Origin of the sequence: Streptomyces sp. DH-12, from assembly GCF_002899455.1 — a bacterium.
Lineage (GTDB): Bacteria > Actinomycetota > Actinomycetes > Streptomycetales > Streptomycetaceae > Streptomyces.
In genome coordinates this window covers 1762899-1777671 of the sequence record NZ_PPFB01000001.1, presented here as the reverse complement: position 1 = coordinate 1777671, position 14773 = coordinate 1762899, and the positions used below count along the sequence as shown (strand labels likewise).

Genomic DNA, 14773 nt, shown 5'->3' with positions numbered 1-14773 from the left:
CCGCGTCGCGTCGTCGTACGGACGTCAGCCGAACTGCTGCTCCAGATCCTTGAGCTTGCGCTCGAGGCTGTCCAGACGCGGCAGCGCCTGGGTGTCGTCCTCGGCCGTGAGATCGACGGTCACCGCTTCACCGCCGGAACGGCGGACCGGCTGCAGGGAGGGACGCGGGGCGTGTGCGGGCAGGGCCTCCGGCGCCGCTATGGCAGGCTCCGCGGCGACCACGTCGGAGTCCCGCTCCACCGTGGTCTCCAGTTCGCGCCCGCCCCGGCCGCCGCCGAACCCCCGGTGGCCGCGGCTGATCGCCTTGAGCCGGGCCCGCTCCATGCGCTCCTGCTCCCGCCGGCGCCGCTTCTCCTGGTCCTTGCGCGCCTTGTCCTCGCGGACCTCCTCGACCGCCTCCTCGAGGCTGCGCACGCCCTCCAGCAGCATCAGCGACCAGGCGCGGTAGGTCTCCCGGGGCGCGCGCAGCCAGCGGACGATGCGGATCTGCGGCAACGGCCGCGGCACCAGGCCCTGTTCGCGCAGTGCCGCGCGGCGGGTCTGCTTCAGCGCCCGGTCGAAGAGCACCGCGGCGGACAGGGACATGCCCGCGAAGAAGTGCGGGGCGCCCGCGTGGCCGGCGCCGCGCGGCGCGTGGACCCAGTTGAACCAGGCCGCGGCGAAGGCGAACGTCCACACGAGTATGCGCGAGCCGAGGGCCGCGTCCCCGTGGCTGGCCTCGCGCACGGCGAGCACCGAGCAGAACATCGCCGCGCCGTCCAGGCCGAAGGGGACGAGGTACTGCCAGCCGCCGGACAGGCCGAGGTTCTGCTCACCGAAGCCGACCAGGCCGTGGAAGGACAGGGCGGCGGCCACCGCCGCACAGCAGAACAGCAGTACGTAGGAGACGGTGCCGTAGACGGCCTCCTTGCGCCTGCGGCGCTCCTCGCTGCGCTCCCACGAGTCGTCGGCGCTCGTGTCCTTGACCGAGGAGCGCTTGCCGCGCGCCAGCACCGCCACCGCCGCCAGCATGCCCAGGAGCAGTACGGCGCCCGGAAGCAGCCAGTTCAGCGATATGTCGGTCAGTCTCATCTAGGGGTCCCTTGCATTGGGATAGGGCGTAACGCCCGCCATAGTGGCCCAATCCCGGCGGTCCTCAGGGGGTTTCGGGGCAAGAGGCCGCCAATGAAGTGCGAGGGGGTGCCCTGGGCGGCTCAATGCTCGAACTGCCGCATGAGGAGCGGGAGTTGAGTTCGAATAAGACTACCCGTACGGATGGTTCCGCGGGGAACCGCCGCGAGCGGTGAGGACATTGTGAAGTGCTCGTGACCTCCGCGGCACCGCATCGCCGCCCCCCACGCCAGGCGGAACGGCGGGGCGTCCGGACGATCTTACGCCACCGGCCGCCCCGCCCTTCTCGGCGTCGTGTCAGCCGGCCTGTGCGACCAGTTCCCTCTCCCGGTCGCGGGTCCGCGCCGGAGCCTGCTCCTTGGCGCAGGTGCGCGGGCAGGTGGCGCAGATGTCCGCCGGGCGCAGGGTGTAGAACATGCAGCAGCTCACCCGGTCCCGGGTGGCGGCGGCCGGCTCCCCGCCGGGGCCGGACGGCCTGCGGAACGCCGCCGCGCCGACGTACGGCTTGGTCGCGCCCGGCAGCAGCAGCTCCAGCTCGCGCACGGCCCGCTCCTCCTCGCCGAGCAGCTGGGCGACGTACCAGAGGCTCTCGACGATCTCGTCGGTCGCCATGCCCCACAGCGCCCGGCCGCGCCGGCGCATCCGGGGGCCGAAGCCGGCCAGCACGGGCTCCAGGTGCTCGGCGACCGCCGCGCGCACCTCCGCCCGCAGCGCCTCCTCGTCGGGCACGACCCGCGCGCCGGGAAGGGCGGCGGCGGGGTCGTCCGGCAGGCAGGCGAAGCCGGCGGGGCGCACGGCCATGCGGCCGACGGCGAGCCCGGCCGCGCCGCGGTCGAACGAGACGTGCGTCACGGGGTAGCGCGGGACCCGGCGGTGCAGGAACCACGGCACGGTGATCAGCAGGCAGGCCGGCCAGGCGTAGCGGTGCAGGCCGAAGCTGGCGATGACGTCCGGGCGGGCCTGCATGCCGTAGTCCCGCCGCACCTGGGTGTCGTCCCGGGCGAGGAAGGCCTCGAGGGCGTCCCCGCCTGCGGCGAGGTCGGCGGCGGCGACCCAGCCGCCGCCCCGGGGGACCGCCTCTCCGGCGCCGAGTTCGGTGACGGCGAGGGCGGGGAAGGCCTCCGCCAGGCGGGCGTACGCGTCCGCGACGGCCGAACCGGGCACGGCCATGGGACCACCCCTTCACGTCTCGTGGAGTCGGGCAATAAAAAGGTAAGCCTCACCTTACCCAACATCGCGGAGATGTGAACTGGCGTCCGATGCGCTTAGGGTTCTTGACGCGCAGGCGCCGGCCCGCCGTAATACCCCAAGTACCGACACGTCCGCAGGAGGACCTTGTGAAGCAGGGCACGCAGGGCTTCGCCGGGACGACGGGCGAGGCGGCCGAGGCCGCCCGGCCGGCGGGGAACCGCTGCCGGGTGCCCGCCCAGCCGGCCGCCGCGGAGACGGACCGGCGCCGCGGCACCGGGCGCGACCGCTTCCGCGACGACGCGGACGGGGCCGGCCGGGGCTCCGCGCGCGGTGAGCACACGCACGGCGAGCCCGCCCCGCCCCGCCCCCGGCCCGCCGTCCAGCGGTCGTCCGTACGTGGCCAGGTCCTCGCCGCCCTGCGCACCGCGCTCGTCTCCGGCGACCTGCGGCCCGGCGAGGTGTACTCGGCGCCCGTGCTGGCCGAGCGCTTCGGCGTCTCCGCGACGCCCGTCCGCGAGGCCATGCAGCAGCTCGCCCAGGAGGGCGCCGTCGAGGTCGTCCCGAACCGGGGCTTCCGGGTCGTCGAGCGCGGCGCGCGGGAGCTGGCCGAGCTGGCCGAGGTGCGCGCCCTGATCGAGGTGCCGGTGATGCTCCGGCTGGCCCGTACGGTGCCGCCCGAGCGGTGGGCCGGACTGCGCCCGCTCGCCGAGGCCACCGTCCGCGCCGCGTCCGACGGCTGCCGCGCCACGTACGCCGACGCCGACCGCGCCTTCCACGGTGCGGTGCTGGCCCTGGCCGGGAACGACCAACTGGTCCGGGTGGCCGAGGAGTTGCACCGCCGCGCGCAGTGGCCGCTGGTGGGCGGCGCCCCCGGCGGCGGCAGCCGCGCCGAGCTGGTCGCGGACGCGCATGAACACACCGCGCTGCTCGACGCGCTGATCGCGGGCGATCTGGACGTGGTGCGCGCGCTGGTGGGGGAGCACTTCAACGGCGCGAAGTGAGGGGAGCGCTCTGAGCGCCCCCGGTCATGCCTCGGGGCGCCCCCCGGTCGTGCCTCCGGACACCCCCGCACGCCCCCCGAGCTCCAGGTTCACCCGAAAGCGGCACCCGTGGCGTGCCCTCACGCCGTGGCCGCGTCCGTCTGCGGCGGGGCCAGGCGGTGGGCGAGCCAGGTGGGGACGCCGCCCAGCAGGCGGAACAGGCGGCGGGCCTCCTCACGCAGCCGCGAGGCCTCCGGCTCGGTCTCCGTGTCCGCGAGCGAGACCAGCGCGGGCGCCGTGCCGACCAGGTAGCCCAGCTCCTCCCGGATCCGCAGCGACTCCGCGAACCCGTGCCGGGCCTCCGTCAACTCGCCCTCGCGCAGAGCCAGTCCGGCGAGATGCCGCCAGGTGGCGGAGAGCAGCAGCGGGTCGGCGTGGGCGGTGGCGCCCGCGTGGGCGCGCCGGTAGGCGGCGCGGGCCGCCTGCGGGGAGCGGGTGAGGTTCTCCGCGATGAGCCCCCGCCGGAAGTCCAGCAGCGGCCGCCCCGGCGCCCCCGGCGCGATCAGCGCCGCGGCCCGGCCCAGCGCGGCACGCGCCTCGTCGGCCCGGTCCCGGACCTGGAACAGCGTGGCGGCGTAGGCCAAGTACCCGCGTTCACAAGCGGCGGCGCCGCGCTCGTCGTCGGTGTGCGCCAGTGCCTCGGCGGTGCGCAGCGCGTCCTCCGCGTCCTCCCACCCCGTCTCGGTGTACAGGCACCGCTCCACCAGCAGCGATGCCCGTTGCAGGGCGGCCCGGGGGGTGGCGGGGGCGAGCAGCGCGGCCGCGTCCGCCCAGCAGGCGCGGGAGCGCAACCGCCACACCGCTGTCTGGAGGGGATCGTCTTCGGCGGTCGTTCCGTCACCGGACATGGCGGTGTGCGCCACGTTGCCCTCCCCGAGCACGCCATCGAGCTGTTGAGTGGTGGCCGCATCTCAGCACGAACCACCGGGCCCGGCCAAGAGGGCGGGTGAAGGATTTCACAAAGTCGTGGGGCGCGGGACGGAACCGGGGAGTCCGGGTCGTGGGTCAGCTCATCCGCAGGGCCAGGAAGAAGTCCAGCTTGTCCTCCAGGCGCGACAGGTCACGGCCCGTCAGCTGCTCGATGCGGCCGACGCGGTAGCGCAGCGTGTTGACGTGCAGGTGGAGGCGGGTGGCGCAGCGGGTCCAGGAACCGTCGCAGTCGAGGAACGCCTCCAGGGTGGGGATCAGCTCGGCGCGGTGCCGGCGGTCGTACGCGCGCAGCGGGTCCAGCAGCCGGGCGGTGAACGCGCGCCGCACGTCGTCGGGGACGAACGGCAGCAGGAGCACGTGCGAGGCCAGCTCCTGGTGCCCGGCCGCGCAGACCCGGCCGGGGCGCGCCGCGGCCACCCGCCGCGCGTGCCGTGCCTCCTCCAGCGCGCCGCGCAGCCCCTCGGCCGAGTGCACCGCGGCGGACACGCCGACGGTGAGCCGCCCGTCGCCGTCGAGGCCCGCCGTCAGCGGTCCGCGCACGGCCTCCAGCAGCGCGTCGGCCGGCACGCCGGGCCCGGCCTCGTCGTGCTCGCCGGTCACCGAGGGCAGCGGGAGGAGGGCGACCGCCTCGTCCCCGGTGTGCGCCACCGCGATCCGGTCGGACGGCTCGGGTCCGGCCGCCGCCGGGTCGACCAGGATCTCCTCGAGCAGCGCCTGGGTGACCGGGCCGCCGTCGCGGCGCCCGTCCTCCCACTCGATCCGGGCGACCACGACCTGCCAGTGCGGCGCGGTGCCGAGACCGGGCACCAGCACCGGCGCGGCCACCCGCAGACGCGCGGCGATCTCCGCGGGCGCGGCGCCCGTCTGCGCCAGCTCCAGCACCTCCTGCGCGAGCCGCCGGCGCACCGTGCGCGCCGCGTCCCGCCGGTCCCGCTCGACGGCGATCAGCTGGGTGACGCCCTGGAGCAGGTCCAGCCGCTCCTCGGCCCAGTCCCCGGCGTCCGCCTCGACCGCCAGCAGCCAGTCCGTCAGCATCGTCTCGCGCGGGTCCCCCGGCTCCGTCGTGCCGTGCCCGCTGCCCCGCACCGGGAACAGGCTGTACGTCGTCCGGTCCAGCACCACCCGGTGCGGGCCGCCCCGTCCGGTGCGCACGGCCGCCAGGTGTTCCGCCGCGAGCCGCGCGCACGCCTCGGCGTCCAGCGCGGGCGCGGCGCCGCGCGCCCCCGCGGTCCCCTTGGGCGCCGCGATCAGCCGGCCGGTGGGGGAGAGCACCCAGGCCCGCAGGTCCAGGTCGGAGCCGAGCAGGTCGAGCACGACGTCGGGGCCGCCGCCCGCCGGGCCGGAGGTCATCATCCGCCGGTGCCGGTCCACCACGGCCGCCAGGTCCCCGGCCCGCTCGCCGGACACCTGCCGCACGACGTGCTCGGTGACGGTCGCGAACGCCACCGACTCGTGCACGGCGAACAGCGGCAGCCGGTGCCGCGCGCACGCCACGACCAGGTCGTCCGGGACGTCCCCCAGCTCCGCCTCGCCCGCGGCCAGCGCCGCCACCCCGGCCTGCACCAGGATCCGTACGAACCGTTCGGAGTCGGCGGCGTCGCGGCGCCAGGCCAGACCGGTCAGCACCAGCTCGCCGCCCGACAGGTAGCGGCTGGGGTCGCGCAGGTCGGTGGTCATCACCCCGCGCACACTGCGGTTCAGCTCGTCCTCCCCGCCGAGCAGCTTCAGGCCCAGCGCGTCGGTGTCCAGCAGTGCGCGCAGCCGCATTCTCGTCGCCGCCGTTCCTTGTCTCGGTACCCGTGAGGCGGGTGAGGGGATGGTCGAAGGAGGCCCGTGGGACCGGCCGGCCGGCCGGTCCGCCGGCTCCCGGTCGGCTCCCCGGCTCACCGGAGGAAGACCGGAAGACTGCCGGAGCTCTTCGTTCATACGAATCTACAAGATGCCTGCGTTGGCCAGCCAACTCCTTCATGGTTTCCGTGACTGACCCGGGCGGAGTACGCGGCGGTGTACTGGGCACAGCGCGCGAGAAGAGCACATGAACGAGCCCGGCCCGCCGCACACGGATCGGCTCGATCCGCACGCCTCCACGAGACGGGGAAGAGAGCCGGTCATGGACTCCCTTCGCCCCGCCGGCTGGGAGGAGGCGCTCGCCGCGAAGGCCGAGCACCCCACCGCCGTGCCGATCGCGGGCGGCACCGACGTGATGGTCGAGATCGACTTCGACCACCGCCGTCCCGAGTACCTGATGGACCTCACCCGCATCGGTGATCTCCACGCATAGGAGGTGGGCGAGGACACCGTACGGCTCGGCGCCTCCGTCCCCTACGCGAAGATCATGGAGCATCCGCGCGCGGAGCTGCCGGGCCTCGCCCTCGCCTCCCGCACGGTCGCCTCCCCGCAGATCCGCAACCGCGGCGGCGCCGGCGGCAACCTCGGCACCGCCTCCCCGGCCGGCGACGCCCACCCGGCCCTGCTCGCCGCGGGCGCGGAGGTCGAGGTGGAGCCGGTGCGCGGATCCCGCCGCACCCCCGTCGACGACTTCTGCACCGGCGTGAAGCGCAACGCGCTCGCGCCCGACGATCTGGTCCGGGAGGAGGTCCTGGGGCTCGGCCGGCGCAAGCCGGGCTCCTCCCGCACCGCCTGGGCGCACGCCGGACTCCTGCTGGAGGACGGCAAGGTCCTCACCGACGCGGGCGAGGTCCTCGCCGACCTCGTGGACGTCCTCGGCGACGAGGCCGTCGAGGTCGAGGAGGAGCGGCGGCACCGCCCCACCCGACCCTTCGACCCGCACACCGGGCAGGGCGACGGACACGTCCCGTACTCCTTCGCCGCGCACCGCGCCGTGGTGGAGGCCGACACCGAACTCGGCCTGGTGGAGGTCGCCGAGCCGGCCCGCGCGCAGGACGTCGGCAAGGCGCTGAACCCGCTGTCCGTCGTCGGCCAGATCCAGGGCGGCACGACGCAGGGGCCGGGCATGGCCGTCATGGAGGAGATCCTGGTCGACCCGGACACCGCGAAGGTACGGACCCCGTCCTTCACGGACTACCTCATCCCGACCGTCCTCGACACCCCGGCCATGCCGGTCGACGTCCTCGAACTCGCCGACGACCGCGCCCCGTACGGCCTCCGAGGCGTCGGCGAGGCGCCCACCCTGTCCTCCACCCCGGCGGTCCTGGCAGCGATCCGCGCGGCGACGGGCCCGGAGCTGAACAGAACCCCGGTACGCCCGGAGCACCTCACGGGCACGGCGCGGGACTGACCCCCGCGCGGTTCAGTCCCGCCGCAGCAGCCGGCCGACCGCCCGCCCGAACACCGCGCGGCCCGCCCGCGCCAGCAGCGCGTCGCACGCGGGCGGGAGGAAGCGCACGCGGACGTCCTCCCGCCACACCACCCCGCTGCGGCCGCCGGGGCCCGGACGGACCTCGATCTCCGCCCAGCCCAGGACGACCCGGCCGCGCTTCTCCAGCCGGCAGAACCCGGGGGAGCCGCCCGCCGGGGGCCGCCACACCGTGACCTCCATCGGGTCGTCGAAGGCCAGCGGGCCCACGCCCGTGCGGGCGACGAAGACGGTGCCCTCGCCGGTGGGCGGGGGAGTGGTGACGGTGACCCGGGTCAGCGGGACCACCTCGCCGTGCCGGCACCACGTGGTGAGCCGGCGCCACGCCTCGTCGGAGGGCAGGGACGCCGAGCGCTCGAGCTGGAAGGTGGCCACGGGCCGATCCTAGGGAACCCCGCCGCGTCCCGCCGTCCGCTGGTCCGAACGGCTGAACCGCGCTCCGCGACCGCTCCCCGCGCCCTCCCGCCGCCCGCCCGCGCCCTCCCTCTCCGACCTGCGCGGTTCTCCGCCTCGGTGCACGCTGGTGCAGAACACCGCATATAAACGCAGAACGGGACAGGACGTGGCCCATGGTTTGGAACCGGTACGGGTGCGGCACCCGCTCCCCGCAGTACCAGCCCGACACAGGGACGGAGCCCACTCCCCATGCACGACCCCGGTGACCACGCCCCGTCCCCCGGGCGCCGTCCCGCCCCCGCCGGCCCGCGCCGCACGACCGGGCCGTGCGCCGGGCGCGGAGGGAGGGCGCCGCGATGACGCCGTACGCCGTCGTGATCCCCACCCTGGTGCGGGACACCCTCGCCGACTGCCTCGCCGCGCTGGCCGCCGCGCACGGCCCGCGCCCGGAGCGCGTCGTCCTGGTCGACGACCGCCCCCCGACGCCCGTCCCCGACCCGGCGCCCCTGGAGCACGCGCTGACCGTCCTCGGCGACCTGCGCGCCCGCACCACCGTGCTGCCCGGGGAGGCCCGCGGCCCCGCCGCCGCCCGCAACGCCGGACTGCGCGCCGTCACCGAGCCCTGGGTGGTCTTCGTCGACGACGACGTCCAGGTGGGACCGCACTGGTGCGCCCAGCTCCAGCGGGACCTCGACGAGGCGACGCCCGACACCGCGGGCGTGCCGGGCGTCATCACCGTGCCGCTGCCCGGCGGACGCCGCCCCACCGACGGGGAACGCGGCACCGCGGGACTGGCCCGCGCCCGCTGGATCACCGCCGACACGGCCTACCGCACCGACGCCCTGCGCCGGGCCGGCGGCTTCGACGAACGCTTCCCCCGCGCCCACCGCGAGGACGCCGACCTCGCGCTGCGGCTCCTCGACGCCGGCTGGCGCATCCGCCGGGGCCACCGCACCGCCCTGCACCCCGTGCGCGCCGCCTCCCGCTGGGAGTCGGTCCGCCGGCAGCGCGGCAACGCCGACGACGCCCTGATGCGGCGGCTGCACGGCCCCGACTGGTGGGACAAGGCGGTCGCGCCGCGCGGCCGGATCCGCCGGCACGCCGCGATCACCGCCGCCGGCGCGGCCGCCTGCGCGCTCGCCGTCACCGGACACCGCAGGGCCGCCGCGGCCTGCGCGGCCGGCTGGGCGGCCGGCACCGCCGAGTTCGCCCGCGCCCGCATCGTGCCCGGACCGCGCACCCCCGACGAGGTGGCGACCGTGCTCGCCACCAGCGTGGTCATCCCGCCCGCCGCCACCTGGCACCGGCTGGCCGGCGCCTGGCGCCACCGGCGCGCCCCCGCCTGGCGGGAGGCGGCCCGGTGAGCCCCGTGCGGGCGGTGCTGTTCGACCGCGACGGCACCCTGGTCCACGACGTCCCCTACAACGCGGACCCCGACCGCGTGCGCCCCGTCGCGGGGGCGCGCGAGGCGCTCGACGCGCTGCGCGCCCGCGGCATCCGCACCGGGATCGTCACCAACCAGTCCGGCATCGCCCGCCGCCTGCTCACCGAGACCGACGTCCGCCGCGTCAACGCGCGCGTCGAGGAACTCCTCGGCCCCTTCGACGTCTGGGCCGTCTGCCCGCACGGCCCCGACGACGGCTGTCCCTGCCGCAAGCCCCGCCCCGGCATGGTCCTGGACGCCGCCGCCCGCCTCGGCGCCGACCCGGCCCACTGCGTCGTCGTCGGCGACATCGGCTCCGACGTCGAGGCCGCCCGCCGGGCCGGCGCGCGCGCCGTCCTCGTCCCCACGCCCGTGACCCGCCCCGAGGAGACCGCCGCCGCCCCGCACGTGGCGCGGAGCCTGCCCGCCGCCGTACGGCTGATCCTCGACGGCCCGCCGTGGGAGGCCCCCGGCGGCGCCCCCGCGCCCGGCCCGAACGCCGGGGCCGCACACGAACGGGTGGCGGCCGGGCGTGCCGGACGCGTACGGGCCGGCCCGGAAGCGGAGCCGCCCCGGACCGGGAGGTACCTGTGAAAGCCCTCGTCACCCGGCTCGACAGCTTCGGCGACGTCCTGCTCGCCGGACCCGCCGTGCGGGCCGTCGCCGCCCGCGCCGACCACGTCACCCTCCTGTGCGGACCGCACGGGGTGCCCGCGGCGCGGCTGCTGCCCGGCGTGGACGAGGTGCTCGTCTGGGACGCGCCGTGGACCGGGTTCCAGCCGCCGCCCGTGGACCGCGACGACATCGACCGGCTCGTCGCGTCCGTCGCCGCCGACGCCGCGCTCGTCCTCACCTCGTACCACCAGTCGCCGCTGCCCACCGCGCTGCTGCTGCGGCTGGCCGGCGTCCCCTTCATCGCCGCCGACAGCGAGGACTACCCCGGCAGCCTCCTCGACGTGCGCCACCACCGCGCCCCGCACGCCCACGAGGCCGAGGCCGCCCTCGACCTCGCCGAGGCGGCCGGCTTCCCCCGCGTCGACGACGGCCGCCTCCGGGTCCTCCCGCCGCCCGCCGCCGGCGCGCTGACCGGCGACGGCCCGTACGTCGTCGTCCACCCCGGCGCCAGCGTGCCCGCCCGCGCCTGGAGCCCCGGACGCTGCGCCCAGGCGGTGCGGGAACTGGCCGCCGCCGGACGGCGCGTCGTCGTCACGGGCGGCACGGGCGAGCGCGACCTCACCGCGTACGTCGCCGGCGGCCGGGCCGTCGACCTGGGCGGCCGCACCGACGCCGCGCAGCTCGCCGGGGTGCTCGCCGGGGCCGACTGCGTCGTCGCGGGCAACACCGGCCCCGCCCATCTCGCCGCCGCCGTCGGCACCCCCGTGGTGTCGCTGTTCGCCCCGGTCGTCCCGGCCGAGCGGTGGCGGCCCTACGGCGTGCCCTACCTGCTGCTCGGCGACCAGGACGCCCCGTGCGCCGGAAGCCGCGCCCGGCGCTGCCCCGTACCGGGCCATCCCTGCCTGGACACCGTGACCGCGCTCGACGTCGTCGCCGCGGTCGACAAGCTCGTGGAGGTGGCATGAGGATCCTGCTGTGGCACGTGCACGGGTCGTGGACCACGGCCTTCGTGCGGGGACCGCACACCTACGTCGTCCCCGTCACCCCGGACCGCGGACCCGACGGACTCGGCCGCGCCCGCACCTTCGACTGGCCCGACACGGTCGTCGAGGTGCCGCCGGAACGCCTGGCCGAGCAGGACATCGACGTCGTCGTCCTGCAGCGCCCGCACGAGATCGGCCTGGTGGACCGGTGGCTGCGGCGCCGCCCGCCGCTGGTCTACCTGGAGCACAACGCCCCGCACGGCGACGTCCCCGACACCCGGCACCCCGCGGCGGACATCCCCGGCACGACCCTCGTGCACGTCACCCACTTCAACCGGCTGATGTGGGACGCCGGCCCGACCCCCACGGCCGTCATCGAGCACGGCATCGTCGACCCCGGCCCGCTGTGGACGGGGGAACTGCCGCACGCCGCCGTCGTCGTCAACGAACCGGTCCGGCGCGGCCGTACGACCGGCACCGACCTGCTGCCGGTGTTCGCCGCCGTCGCGCCCCTGGACGTGTTCGGCATGGGCACCGGGGGACTGGCCGGCCACCTCGGCCTCCCCGCCGAACGGTGCCGGTCCCACGAACTGACCCAGGCCCGCCTGCACGCCGAGATGGCCCGCCGCCGCGTCTACGTCCACCCGGTGCGCTGGACCTCCCTCGGCCTGTCCCTGCTGGAGGCGATGCACCTCGCCATGCCCGTCGTCGCCCTCGCCACCACCGAGGTCACCGAGGCGGTGCCGCCCGGCGCCGGCGTCGTCTCCAACCGGATCGACGTCCTCACCGACGCCGTACGGGACTTCGTCGCCGACCCGCTGAGCGCCCGCCGCGCCGGCGAGGCCGCCCGCGCCGCCGCCCTCGCCCGCTACGGCCTGCCCCGCTTCCTCGACGACTGGGAACGCCTCCTCAAAGAGGTCACCCGATGAGGGCTCGCCGTGTGCTCGTGCTGCGGGCGCTCGGGCTCGGGGACCTGCTGGCCGGGGTGCCCGCGCTGAGGGCGCTGCGGCGGGGGTTCCCGGACCACGAGACGGTGCTGGCCGCCCCCGCCGGGCTCGCCCCCGTCGCCGAGGCGACCGGGGCCGTCGACCGGCTGCTGCCCGCCTCCGCGCCCGGACGGGCGGTCCCCCGCGCGCTCGACTGGACCGGGCCGCCCCCGGACGTCGCCGTCGACCTGCACGGCAACGGCCCGCCCAGCCACCGCCTGCTGCAAGCCTTGCGTCCCCTGCGGCTGTTCGCCTTCGCGCACCCGGAGACCCCCGAGATCGACGGCCCGCCCTGGCACCGGGACGAGCACGAACGGGACCGCTGGTGCCGGCTGCTGAGCGCGTACGGCGTCGACGCCGACCCCGCCGACCTGCTGCTGCCCCGCCCGCACACCCCCTCGCCCGCCCCCGGCGCGGTCCTCCTGCACCCCGGCGCGGGCGCGCCCGCCCGCTGCTGGCCCGTCGAGCGGTACGCCGCCGTCGCCTCCGCACTGCGCGAGCGCGGACTGCGGGTCGTGGTCACCGGGGGTGCGGGGGAGCACGACCTCGTCGCCCGGCTCGCCAAGGAGGCCCGGTTGCCCGACGCCGACGTGTTCTCCGGCGGCCTGCCCTTCACCCGGCTGTCCGCCCTCGTCGCCGGCGCCCGCGCGGTCGTCAGCGGCGACACCGGCATCGCCCACCTCGCGGTCGCCCACGCCACGCCCACCGTCACCCTGTTCGGCCCGGTCCCGCCGAGCCGCTGGGGCCCGCCCGCGCACCCCCGCCACATCGCCCTGTGGCACGGCCCCGAGGGCGACCCGCACGCCGTGCGCCCCGACCCGGCGCTGCTGCGCATCACCCCCGACGAGGTGCTGGACGGCCTGCGCCGCCTGCCCGCCCCCGAGGGGCCCGCGTCATGACCGGCCGCAGCCGCGTCGGCGTCGTCATCGCCACCCGCGACCGCCGCGAACGGCTCGCGGTCACCCTGCGGCGCCTGACCGACCTGCCCGAACGGCCGGAGATCCTCGTCGCCGACAACGCTTCCGCCGACGGCACCCGCGCCATGGTCGCCCGCGACTTCCCGCACGTGCGGGTCCTCGCCCTCCCCGTCAACCACGGCGCCCTCGCCCGCAACCACGGCGCCCGCGCCCTGGACACCCCGTACGTCGCGTTCAGCGACGACGACTCCTGGTGGGCGCCCGGCGCGCTCGCCCGCGCCGCGGACCTGTTCGACGCCCACCCCCGGCTCGGGCTGATCGCCGCCCGCACCCTCGTCGGCCCCGAGAACGCCCCCGACCCGCTCAACGACCTCCTCGCCGCCTCCCCGCTCGGCCCCGCCACCGACCTCCCCGGCGTCCAGGTGCTCGGCTTCCTCGCCTGCGCCTCCGTCGTCCGCCGGACCGCCTACCTCGACGCGGGCGGCTTCCACCGGGTGCTGTTCTTCGGCGGCGAGGAGACCTGCCTCGCCTACGACCTCGCCGCCCGCGGCTGGGGCGTCACCCACTGCCCCGACGTCGTCGCCCACCACCACCCGGCCACCTCGGGCCGGCCCGGCCGGCCCGCGCAGCAGCGCCGCAACGAAGTGCTCACCGCCTGGCTGCGCCGCCCCGTCCGCCACGCCCTCGCCCGCACCGGCGCCCTCGCCGCCGAGGCCCGCGCCGACATCACGGCCCGGCGCGCCCTGCGCGAGACGCTCACCCGGCTGCCCGCCGCCCTGCGCGCCCGCCGCCCGCTGCCCCCGCACGTGGAACGCGCCGCCCGCCTGCTGGAACTGGAAGGGGCGACCGCATGACCGACCCCCGCACGACGGTCGTCGTCATCACCCACAACCGCCGCCGGGAGCTGCTGCGCACCCTCGACCGGCTCGCCGAACTCCCCGAACGGCCCGAGGTGATCGTCACCGACAACGGCTCCACCGACGGCACCGCCGACGCCGTCGCCCGCCACCACCCGGAGGTCCGGCTGCTGCGCCCCGGCCGCAACCTCGGCGCGGTCGGCCGCAACCTGGCGGTCCGCGACGTCACCACGCCCTACGTCGCCTTCTGCGACGACGACTCCTGGTGGGCGCCCGGCTCCCTGACCGGCGCCGCCGACCTGCTCGACCGTCACCCCGCCGTCGTCTCCGTCACCGCGCGGATCGTCGTCGAGCCGCACGGCACCGAGGACCCGATCGTCCGCGAACTGCGGGAGTCCCCCGTGCCGGGGCCGCCGTGGCTGCCGGGCCCGGCGCTCGGCTCCTTCCTCGCCGCCGCGACCGTGCTGCGCACGGACGCCTTCCGGAAGGCGGGCGGCTTCCACCCCAAGCTGTGGCTCGGCGGGGAGGAGGAACTGCTCGCCGTCGACCTCGCCGCCGCCGGCTGGTGGCTCGTCTACGCCGACCACCTCACCATCCACCACCAGGCGTCGGAGGCGCGCGACGCGACCCTGCGCCGCCGGCACGGCATCCGCAACACCCTGTGGTTCACCTGGCTCCGCCGCCCGGTCGGCCCCGCCCTGCGCCGCACCCTGGACCTGGCCCGCACGGTGCCGCGCGACACGACGTCGCTCCTCGCCTTCACGGAGGCGGCGGCCTCCCTCCCGTGGGTCCTGCGCGAACGCCGCGTCCTCCCCCGGGAGGTCGAGTCCCGCCTCCGCCTCCTGGAACCGGCCCAACGCGCCTCGAAGGCCCGCCGCTACACCGGCTGACCCATCCGGCGCCCGGCCACCGGGCCCGGCCCGCGCCCGCTGTCCCGCCACCCGGCGGACGGCCCGGTCCCGTCCCCCGGCCGGGGGTGTCGGCCGCA

General features: G+C 76.9%; 13 protein-coding genes and 2 pseudogenes. 10 read left to right on the top strand and 5 right to left on the bottom strand.

The window, feature by feature from the left end:
- Nucleotides 1–24: 24 nt before the first annotated feature.
- Nucleotides 25–1071, bottom strand: coding sequence for a DUF2637 domain-containing protein (locus C1708_RS06900; protein WP_106411809.1), 1047 nt, complete (start codon nt 1069–1071; stop codon nt 25–27).
- A 336-nt stretch (nt 1072–1407) separates the two neighbouring features.
- A complete protein-coding gene (locus C1708_RS06895) occupies nt 1408–2280 on the bottom strand; it encodes a (2Fe-2S)-binding protein (protein WP_106411808.1) in 873 nt (290 codons plus the stop codon).
- 167 nt (nt 2281–2447) lie between these two features.
- On the opposite strand from C1708_RS06895, the gene C1708_RS06890 reads away from it, so the two are divergent.
- Nucleotides 2448–3302 (top strand): GntR family transcriptional regulator, encoded by an 855-nt coding sequence (locus C1708_RS06890; protein ID WP_198602419.1) that lies wholly within the window; start codon nt 2448–2450, stop codon nt 3300–3302.
- A gap of 119 nt (nt 3303–3421) precedes the next feature.
- Here the strand turns inward: C1708_RS06890 and C1708_RS06885 are convergent, their stop codons facing one another.
- Both C1708_RS06885 and C1708_RS06880 read right to left on the bottom strand, forming a co-directional pair.
- The gene (locus tag C1708_RS06885) at nt 3422–4189 is read right to left on the bottom strand and encodes a hypothetical protein (protein ID WP_198602701.1); all 768 of its coding nucleotides are present in this window, start codon (nt 4187–4189) and stop codon (nt 3422–3424) included.
- Between the two features lie 157 nt (nt 4190–4346).
- Nucleotides 4347–6038, bottom strand: a complete 1692-nt coding sequence (locus C1708_RS06880; protein ID WP_106411806.1) for a PucR family transcriptional regulator — start codon at nt 6036–6038, stop codon at nt 4347–4349.
- Between the two features lie 343 nt (nt 6039–6381).
- Between C1708_RS06880 and C1708_RS34350 the strand changes: the two are divergent.
- Both C1708_RS34350 and C1708_RS06870 read left to right on the top strand, forming a co-directional pair.
- A pseudogene (locus tag C1708_RS34350) lies at nt 6382–6861 on the top strand (FAD binding domain-containing protein); the annotation flags it as partial.
- Nucleotides 6850–7530 (top strand): annotated as a pseudogene (locus C1708_RS06870) (molybdopterin cofactor-binding domain-containing protein); the annotation flags it as partial. The pseudogenes C1708_RS34350 and C1708_RS06870, both read left to right, overlap by 12 nt.
- Before the next feature lie 12 nt (nt 7531–7542).
- Here C1708_RS06870 and C1708_RS06865 read toward each other — a convergent pair.
- Nucleotides 7543–7983 (bottom strand): Immediate-early protein 2, encoded by a 441-nt coding sequence (locus C1708_RS06865; RefSeq protein WP_106411804.1) that lies wholly within the window; start codon nt 7981–7983, stop codon nt 7543–7545.
- Nucleotides 7984–8360: 377 nt separating this feature from the next.
- On the opposite strand from C1708_RS06865, the gene C1708_RS06860 reads away from it, so the two are divergent.
- The 7 genes from C1708_RS06860 to C1708_RS06830 are packed head-to-tail and all read left to right on the top strand — an operon-like array spanning nt 8361 to nt 14675.
- Nucleotides 8361–9368, top strand: a complete 1008-nt coding sequence (locus tag C1708_RS06860; protein ID WP_106411803.1) for a glycosyltransferase family 2 protein — start codon at nt 8361–8363, stop codon at nt 9366–9368.
- Nucleotides 9365–10021: a D-glycero-alpha-D-manno-heptose-1,7-bisphosphate 7-phosphatase gene (locus C1708_RS06855; RefSeq protein ID WP_106411802.1), complete on the top strand. Its 657-nt coding sequence runs from the start codon at nt 9365–9367 to the stop codon at nt 10019–10021. The genes C1708_RS06860 and C1708_RS06855 overlap by 4 nt, the downstream gene beginning before the upstream one ends.
- Nucleotides 10018–11007: a glycosyltransferase family 9 protein gene (locus tag C1708_RS06850; protein WP_106411801.1), complete on the top strand. Its 990-nt coding sequence runs from the start codon at nt 10018–10020 to the stop codon at nt 11005–11007. The genes C1708_RS06855 and C1708_RS06850 overlap by 4 nt, the downstream gene beginning before the upstream one ends.
- Complete coding sequence (locus C1708_RS06845) at nt 11004–11954, top strand: glycosyltransferase (protein ID WP_106411800.1); 951 nt, start codon at nt 11004–11006, stop codon at nt 11952–11954. The genes C1708_RS06850 and C1708_RS06845 overlap by 4 nt, the downstream gene beginning before the upstream one ends.
- Nucleotides 11951–12910, top strand: a complete 960-nt coding sequence (locus tag C1708_RS06840; RefSeq protein ID WP_106411799.1) for a glycosyltransferase family 9 protein — start codon at nt 11951–11953, stop codon at nt 12908–12910. The genes C1708_RS06845 and C1708_RS06840 overlap by 4 nt, the downstream gene beginning before the upstream one ends.
- Nucleotides 12907–13782: a glycosyltransferase family 2 protein gene (locus C1708_RS06835; RefSeq protein ID WP_106411798.1), complete on the top strand. Its 876-nt coding sequence runs from the start codon at nt 12907–12909 to the stop codon at nt 13780–13782. The genes C1708_RS06840 and C1708_RS06835 overlap by 4 nt, the downstream gene beginning before the upstream one ends.
- Nucleotides 13779–14675, top strand: a complete 897-nt coding sequence (locus C1708_RS06830) for a glycosyltransferase family 2 protein (protein ID WP_106411797.1) — start codon at nt 13779–13781, stop codon at nt 14673–14675. Before C1708_RS06835 ends, C1708_RS06830 begins: the two co-directional genes overlap by 4 nt.
- Nucleotides 14676–14773: the final 98 nt, after the last annotated feature.